Annotated in this window: 7 protein-coding genes; 4 read left to right on the forward strand and 3 right to left on the reverse strand. The window is 65.4% G+C overall.

The window, feature by feature from the left end:
• Positions 1-393: RNA-binding S4 domain-containing protein (locus tag ACQ4N9_RS26160; protein WP_430934074.1), on the reverse strand; the 393-nt coding region annotated here is incomplete at its 3' end.
• A gap of 109 nt (positions 394-502) precedes the next feature.
• Here ACQ4N9_RS26160 and ACQ4N9_RS26165 point away from each other — a divergent pair.
• Entirely contained in the window at positions 503-985 is a 483-nt protein-coding gene (locus ACQ4N9_RS26165; RefSeq protein ID WP_110992193.1) for an ATP-dependent zinc protease family protein, read from the forward strand.
• Entirely contained in the window at positions 982-1,887 is a 906-nt protein-coding gene (rimK, locus tag ACQ4N9_RS26170) for a 30S ribosomal protein S6--L-glutamate ligase (protein ID WP_110992192.1), read from the forward strand. Before ACQ4N9_RS26165 ends, rimK begins: the two co-directional genes overlap by 4 nt.
• A gap of 107 nt (positions 1,888-1,994) precedes the next feature.
• Here rimK and ACQ4N9_RS26175 read toward each other — a convergent pair whose 3' ends face one another.
• A complete protein-coding gene (locus ACQ4N9_RS26175) occupies positions 1,995-3,308 on the reverse strand; it encodes an ATP-binding protein (RefSeq protein WP_279846170.1) in 1,314 nt (437 codons plus the stop codon).
• A 106-nt stretch (positions 3,309-3,414) separates the two neighbouring features.
• Entirely contained in the window at positions 3,415-4,155 is a 741-nt protein-coding gene (ompR, locus tag ACQ4N9_RS26180; protein WP_110992190.1) for an osmolarity response regulator transcription factor OmpR, read from the reverse strand.
• Between the two features lie 228 nt (positions 4,156-4,383).
• Between ompR and ACQ4N9_RS26185 the strand changes: the two genes are divergently transcribed.
• Both ACQ4N9_RS26185 and ACQ4N9_RS26190 read left to right on the forward strand, forming a co-directional pair.
• Positions 4,384-6,711 carry a Tex family protein gene (locus ACQ4N9_RS26185; protein ID WP_390966347.1) on the forward strand — a complete coding sequence of 776 codons (2,328 nt, stop codon included), beginning with the start codon at positions 4,384-4,386 and terminating at the stop codon, positions 6,709-6,711.
• Entirely contained in the window at positions 6,711-7,094 is a 384-nt protein-coding gene (locus tag ACQ4N9_RS26190; protein WP_390966349.1) for a PaaI family thioesterase, read from the forward strand. Before ACQ4N9_RS26185 ends, ACQ4N9_RS26190 begins: the two co-directional genes overlap by 1 nt.
• Positions 7,095-7,128 lie beyond the last annotated feature (34 nt).

Consider the following 7,128-nt stretch of genomic DNA (forward strand, 5'->3'; position numbering starts at 1 on the left):
ACTGCCATGCAGCTGGTGAATCTGCCGACGCTGCTTCTTGTTCGGCCGCCCGTCGGTGGTCACGCCCATCGCCCCTGCCTTGCGCAGCTCGGCCGCCTGCTCGCGGCGCTTCACGCTCTCGGCGGTTTCTTCATACAACGTCTGCGCCTCAGGCGCGCCACGGCGTACCGCCGACAACGCCTTGACCACCACGGTGCGCTCGTCGAAGCCGGTGCGCAGCAGGAATTCGTCGCCCACCCGTGGCTCCTTGCCCGGCTTGCAACGCTCGCCCCGGCAGTGCACCTTGCCGCTTTCGATGGCCGCCTTGGCCAGCGCACGGGTCTTGTAGAAGCGCGCCGCCCACAGCCATTTGTCCAGGCGGACCTTGTCATCGTCTTCGGGCTTTTGTGCCATGGTTTTTCCTCGAATTCTGTCTTTCACGGAACTGTACTACCGTGACTGACGGATGCAAAAAGTCCGTGCCGTCATTACAGTTCACCACCTTATCCGCAGGGCACGCTCCGTGAAGACATTTGACCACCTGACTGTGATCGGCCTGCGCGAGTGGGTCGCCCTGCCCGACCTCGGCCTGGCCGGCCTGCGCGCCAAGATCGACACCGGCGCCAGCACCTCGAGCCTGCACGCCACCGACGTCGAACCCTTCGAGCGCGATGGCCAGCCCTGGGTGCGTTTCACCGCGCACCTGGGCTCGGTGGTGCAACTGCGCCATCGGCGCTGCGAGGCGCCGCTGGTGACCATGAAAAGCATCAAGAGCTCCAACGGCCAGGCCCAGGCCCGCTACGTGATCCGCACCACCCTGGCGCTTGGCGACCGGGTCTGGGAAGTGGAGTTCACCCTGGCCTGCCGCAAGAACATGCGTTATCGGCTGCTGCTGGGCTCCAAGGCGCTCATCCACGGCCAGTTGGTCGTCAACCCCGGCCTCAAGTACGTCCAGGACAAACCGGCCTTCCCGGCCACCCTTTCCCCTGTCACAGGTGCTGCATGAAGATCGCTGTGCTGTCGCGCAATCCGCGTCTGTATTCCACCCGCCGCCTGGTCGAGGCCGGTACCCAGCGGGGCCATGAAGTGGTGGTGGTCGACACGCTCCGGGCCTACATGAACATTGCCAGCCACAAGCCGCAAATCCATTACCGCGGCAAGCCGCTGGAAGGCTTCGATGCGGTAATTCCGCGCATCGGTGCCTCGGTCACCTTCTACGGCTGCGCGGTGCTGCGCCAGTTCGAGATGATGGGCGTCTACCCGCTCAACGAATCGGTGGCCATCGCCCGTTCGCGGGACAAACTGCGCTCGCTGCAGCTACTGTCACGCCGCGGCATCGGCCTGCCGATCACCGGCTTCGCCCATTCGCCGGACGACATTCCTGACCTGATCCAGATGGTCAATGGCGCACCGCTGGTGATCAAGGTGCTCGAAGGCACCCAGGGCATCGGCGTGGTGCTGTGTGAAACCACCAAGGCCGCCGAGTCGGTGATCGAGGCGTTCATGGGCCTGAAGCAGAACATCATGGTCCAGGAATACATCAAGGAGGCCGGCGGCGCCGACATCCGCTGCTTCGTGGTCGGCGACAAGGTGATCGCCTCGATGAAGCGCCAGGCCAAGCCCGGCGAGTTCCGCTCCAACCTGCACCGCGGTGGCGTGGCCAGCCTGATCAAGATCACCCCCGAGGAACGCATGACGGCGATCCGCGCGGCCAAGGTGATGGGGCTGAGCGTGGCGGGTGTAGATATCCTGCGCTCCAACCACGGGCCGCTGGTGATGGAGGTGAATTCCTCACCGGGCCTGGAGGGGATCGAGGTGACCACCGGCAAGGATGTGGCCGGGATGATCATCGAGCACCTGGAGAAGAATGGCGGGCCGAATCAGACCCGGACCAAAGGCAAGGGTTGATGGTGCCTGTACCGGCCTCTTCGCGGCTAAAGCCGCTCCCACAGGGTTTTGCATGTTCTCTGTGGGAGCGGCTTTAGCCGCGAAGAGGCCAGCTCAAACAACAACGATCAGACGGCGTTACGCGGCAACAGCAACCCCAACGGCAGTCTCACCCGCGCCTCGATCCCGCCACCGGACCGGTTGCGCAACTCGACATTGCCACCATGCTGCGCGGCAATCCGCTTGACGATCGCCAGCCCCAGCCCGGTGCCCTTGCCACCCCGTGCCCGGTCGCCACGGATGAACGGGTTGAAGATGGTCTCCAGCTCCGATTCATCGATGCCCGTGCCACGGTCCAGCACACTGAGCACCACGTACGGCGCGCTCTGGTCACCCGATACATAGGCCGCCACCTCCACGCCCTTGCCGGCGTGGTGCAGGGCGTTGCCGATCAGGTTGCCGAGCATGCGCTTGAGCGACACACGGCGCAGCGCGAACGGCGGGATCGGCTCCAGGCACAGGCGCACGCGCTCCTTGGGCTGGTTGTACGGCGCCACCACTTCACGGATCAGCTCGTTGAAGTCGACCTCCTCCACCGGCTCGTCGCGCCCGTCACGGATGAACGCCAGGAACTGGTCGAGGATCGCATCCATGTCTTCGATGTCGCGGACCATGTCGTCGCTGAGGTCGCTGTCGTTGTCCATCAGCGACAACGACAGGCGCAGCCGGGTCAAGGGCGTGCGCAAGTCATGGGAGACACCGGCCAGCATCAACTCGCGCTCACGCCCAGCCTGTTCGACGTCTTCGGCCATCTGGTTGAACGCCTTGTACACCTCGGTCATCTCGCTGGGGGTGTCGCTGACCGGCAGGCGCACGCTGCGCCCCTGGCCCAGCTGGCGGGCGGCGAACACCAGGCGCTTGAGCGGCTGGTTGAGCTGGCGCACAAAGATCCACGCCGAGGCGGTGGATAACAGGCCAATGGCCAGGAACCAGCCCAGCACGTTCCAGATCTTCTGCCCGCGCAACGGGTGCGGGTACAGCGGTACCTTGAGCCAGCCCGGGCCCAGGCTCGGCGCATTTACCCACAGCGCCGGCGGCGCGTGGATACGCAGGCGCACCTCGGTGTCATCACCCAGTTCGGCCTGCATCTGGCGCTGGTAGATCTCGCTGTACGGCCAGTGCTGCTCGCCTTCCGGCACGCCGGAGCCGGTGACCCGGATCAGCCCGGCAGCCTCGGCGATCTTGTCACGGTTCTCTTCATCCGCCGCCCAGTAGGCGCGCAACGTCAGGGCCACGCCATGGCTGTACTGGCGATCGACCAGCACGTCCTCGTTCATCAGCAGGTACACCAAGGTCAGTGCCTTGGAGAACAGCACGACGATCAGCACCAGCCACAGGGTGCGGGCGAAGAAACTTTGCGGGAACCACAGAGGGGTTTTCATCGATCACTACTAATCAGCAAGGGCAACGTAGAAAAGCCGCGCGCCACAGACGAAAACAGGGCGGCTCCTGCGAGCCGCCCTGCACCGTCGCAACGAGCCGGCTGGCTCATTTGCCGGCGTTTCCGTCCGGCACGAAGACGTAGCCCACGCCCCACACGGTCTGGATGTAACGCGGCTTGGACGGGTCGGGTTCGATCATCCGGCGCAGGCGCGAGATCTGCACGTCGATGGAGCGCTCCAGCGCATCCCATTCGCGGCCACGGGCCAGGTTCATCAGTTTGTCGCGGGTCAGCGGCTCGCGGGCGTGCATCACCAGGGCCTTGAGCACGGCGAATTCGCCGGTGGTAAGCATGTGCGTTTCGTCGCCACGCTTGAGTTCGCGGGTGGCCAGCGACAGTTCGTAGTCACCGAAGGTGACGGTCTCTTCCTCGCTGCCCGGTGCGCCCGGCACCGTCGGCGACTGGCGACGCAGCACGGCCTTGACCCGGGCCACCAGCTCGTCGGGGTTGAAGGGCTTGGCCAGGTAGTCATCGGCGCCCAGCTCCAGCCCTTTGATACGGCTGAGCTCGTCGCCCTTGGCGGTGAGCATGATGATCGGGATCTGGTTGTTCGACGCGCGCAGGCGCTTGCACGCGGACAGGCCGTCCTCGCCCGGCAGCATCAGGTCGAGCACCACCAGGTTGAACACCTCACGGGCCAGCAGGCGGTCCATCTGTTCGACGTTGGGCACGGTGCGTACACGGAAGCCCTTGCTGGTGAAAAAACGGTCCAGCAGGCTGCTCAGGCCTGGGTCGTCGTCGACGATGAGAATCTTGTCGCCATCTGCGGCGTTTGCGGTGCTGGTCATGAATTGCTCCTCTGAGATCGCCGCGCATTATGGCGTAGCCATTGCAGCGCGTGCCGTGTGCATTGTTAGCAGATTTTTCCCATGGTGCCACTTCCATGCCGCGGCCCATGGCCCGGCGCCATCACCGCAAGCCCGGCACGATGGGTATAATGCGCGCCTTTCACCCAGCGCCGCCGGGCCTGAACAGCCACCCGCGGCCTTGCATTCACTATTTGTCAGGTGGTTCTCATGGACAGCATCAACAGCCGTATCGCCGAGGAACTGGGCGTGCGCCCACAACAGGTCGAAGCGGCCGTGGGCCTGTTGGACGAAGGCTCGACCGTGCCCTTCATCGCCCGTTACCGCAAGGAAGTGACCGGCAGCCTGGACGACACCCAGCTGCGCCACCTGGAAGAGCGTCTGCGCTACCTGCGCGAACTCGACGACCGGCGCGCCAGCATCCTCGCCAGCATCGAGGAGCAGGGCAAGCTGACCCCGGAACTGGCCCGCGAAATCAAGCTCGCCGACACCAAGACCCGCCTCGAAGACCTCTACCTCCCCTACAAGCAGAAGCGTCGCACCAAGGGCCAGATCGCCCTGGAAGCCGGCCTCGGCGAGCTGGCAGACGGCCTGTTCAACGACCCGCAACTGAATCCGGAAAGCGAAGCGGCGCGCTTCGTCGACGCCGAAAAAGGCGTGGCCGACATCAAGGCAGCGCTCGAAGGCGCCAAGTACATCCTCATGGAGCGCTTCGCCGAAGACGCCGCCCTGCTGGAAAAACTGCGCAACTTCCTCAAGCAGGAAGCCGTGCTCAGCGCCCGCCTGGTGGCCGGCAAGGAAGAGGAAGGCGCCAAGTTCCGCGATTACTTCGCCCATGACGAACTGCTGCGCACCGCCCCGTCGCACCGCGCCCTGGCGATCTTCCGCGGGCGCAACGAGGGCGTACTGAGCGCCTCGCTGAAAGTCGGCGAAGAGCTGCCCGGCACCCTGCACCCGTGCGAAGTGATGATCGGCAGCCACGTCGGTATCGAAAACCGCAACCGCCCGGCCGACAAGTGGCTGGGCGAAGTGGTGCGCTGGACCTGGAAGGTCAAGCTCTACACCCACCTGGAAACCGACCTGTTCGGCGAGCTGCGCGACAACGCCGAAGGCGAGGCGATCAACGTGTTCGCCCACAACCTGCACGACCTGCTGCTGGCCGCCCCGGCCGGCCCGCGCGCCACCCTGGGCTTCGACCCCGGCCTGCGCACCGGCTGCAAGATCGCCGTGGTCGATGCCACCGGCAAGCTGCTGGACTACACCACGGTGTACCCGCACGCGCCGAAGAACGACTGGGACCGCACCATCTCGATCATGGCCGCCCTGTGCGCCAAGCACTCGGTGGAGCTGGTCGCCATCGGCAACGGCACCGCCAGCCGCGAAAGCGACAAGCTGGTGGCCGAGCTGGTTAAGAAATACCCAGCACTGAAGATCACCAAGATCATGGTTTCCGAGGCCGGCGCATCGGTGTACTCGGCCTCGGAACTGGCCGCCCGCGAGTTCCCGGACCTGGACGTATCGATCCGTGGCGCCGTGTCAATCGCCCGCCGCCTGCAGGACCCACTGGCGGAACTGGTGAAGATCGACCCGAAATCCATCGGTGTCGGCCAGTACCAGCACGACGTGTCGCAGCTGAAACTGGCCCGTGGTCTGGATGCCGTGGTCGAGGACTGCGTGAACGCCGTGGGCGTGGACGTCAACACCGCTTCGGTGGCGCTGCTGACGCGCATCTCCGGCCTCAACGCCACGCTTGCGCAGAACATCGTTTCCCACCGCGACGCCAACGGCCCGTTCGCCACCCGCGCCGCGCTGAAAAAGGTCAGCCGCCTCGGTGAAAAGACCTTCGAACAGGCCGCCGGCTTCCTGCGTGTGATGAATGGCGACAACCCGCTGGACGCCTCCGCCGTGCACCCCGAGGCCTACCCGCTGGTGCAGCGCATCGCCGCCGGCACCGAGCGCGACATCCGCTCGCTGATCGGCGACAGCGGCTTCCTCAAGCGCCTGGACCCGAAGCAGTTCACCGACGAAACCTTCGGCCTGCCGACCGTCACCGACATCCTGCAGGAGCTGGACAAGCCCGGCCGCGACCCACGCCCCGAGTTCAAGACCGCCACCTTCCAGGACGGCGTCGAAGACCTCAAGGACCTGGAGCCGGGCATGATCCTCGAAGGCGTGGTGACCAACGTCACCAACTTCGGTGCCTTCGTCGACATCGGCGTGCACCAGGACGGCCTGGTGCACATCTCGGCGCTGTCCGAGAAGTTCATCAAGGACCCGCGCGAAGCCGTCAAGGCCGGCGACGTGGTCAAGGTCAAGGTCATGGAAGTGGACATCCCGCGCAAGCGGGTCGGCCTGTCCATGCGCATGAGCGACACCCCGGGCGAGAAGGTCGAAGGCAACCGTGGCGGCGGCCGTGGCGGCAATGGCGGCAACCGCCAGCAGCAGGCACCGCGCCCCCGTGAAACCACCACCGCCGCACCGGCCAACAACGCCATGGCCTCGCTGTTCGCCAACGCCAAGCAGTTGAAGAAGAAGTGATGGACGTCCCGAAAGAGTACGTCGAAAGCGCCTTCAGCCAACTGCTGGGCTGCCGCCTGCAACGCCTCGACACCGGCGTTGCCGAGGTAGCCCTGGCGCTCGAGCCGCAGTTGCGCAACCGTGGCCAGAAGCTGCACGGCGGGGCGATCTTCAGCCTGGTCGATATCGCCATGGGCCTGGCCTGTTCGGCCAGCCATGGTTTCGACCAGCAGAGCGTGACCATCGAGTGCAAGATCAACTACATGCGCGCCGTCAGCGAGGGTGAGGTGCTGTGCACCGCCCGCGTGCTGCATGCCGGGCGGCGCACGCTGGTGGTCGACGCCGACGTGCTCCAGGGCGACAAGTTGGTGGCCAAGGCGCAGGGAACCTTCGCGGCTCTCTAGCTGACACCGCCCCATCTGCGGTATTTTTGCCGGC

This window comes from Pseudomonas sp. ES1, assembly GCF_050586605.1.
Classification (GTDB): domain Bacteria; phylum Pseudomonadota; class Gammaproteobacteria; order Pseudomonadales; family Pseudomonadaceae; genus Aquipseudomonas; species Aquipseudomonas sichuanensis.

What these genes read in the sequence shown, in the direction of transcription:
- rimK (WP_110992192.1), top strand. Translation starts at nt 982, where the DNA reads ATGAAGATCGCTGTGCTGTCGCGCAATCCGCGTCTGTATTCCACCCGC.
- ACQ4N9_RS26175 (WP_279846170.1), bottom strand. Translation starts at nt 3,308, where the DNA reads ATGAAAACCCCTCTGTGGTTCCCGCAAAGTTTCTTCGCCCGCACCCTG.
- ompR (WP_110992190.1), bottom strand. Translation starts at nt 4,155, where the DNA reads ATGACCAGCACCGCAAACGCCGCAGATGGCGACAAGATTCTCATCGTC.
- ACQ4N9_RS26185 (WP_390966347.1), top strand. Translation starts at nt 4,384, where the DNA reads ATGGACAGCATCAACAGCCGTATCGCCGAGGAACTGGGCGTGCGCCCA.
- ACQ4N9_RS26190 (WP_390966349.1), top strand. Translation starts at nt 6,711, where the DNA reads ATGGACGTCCCGAAAGAGTACGTCGAAAGCGCCTTCAGCCAACTGCTG.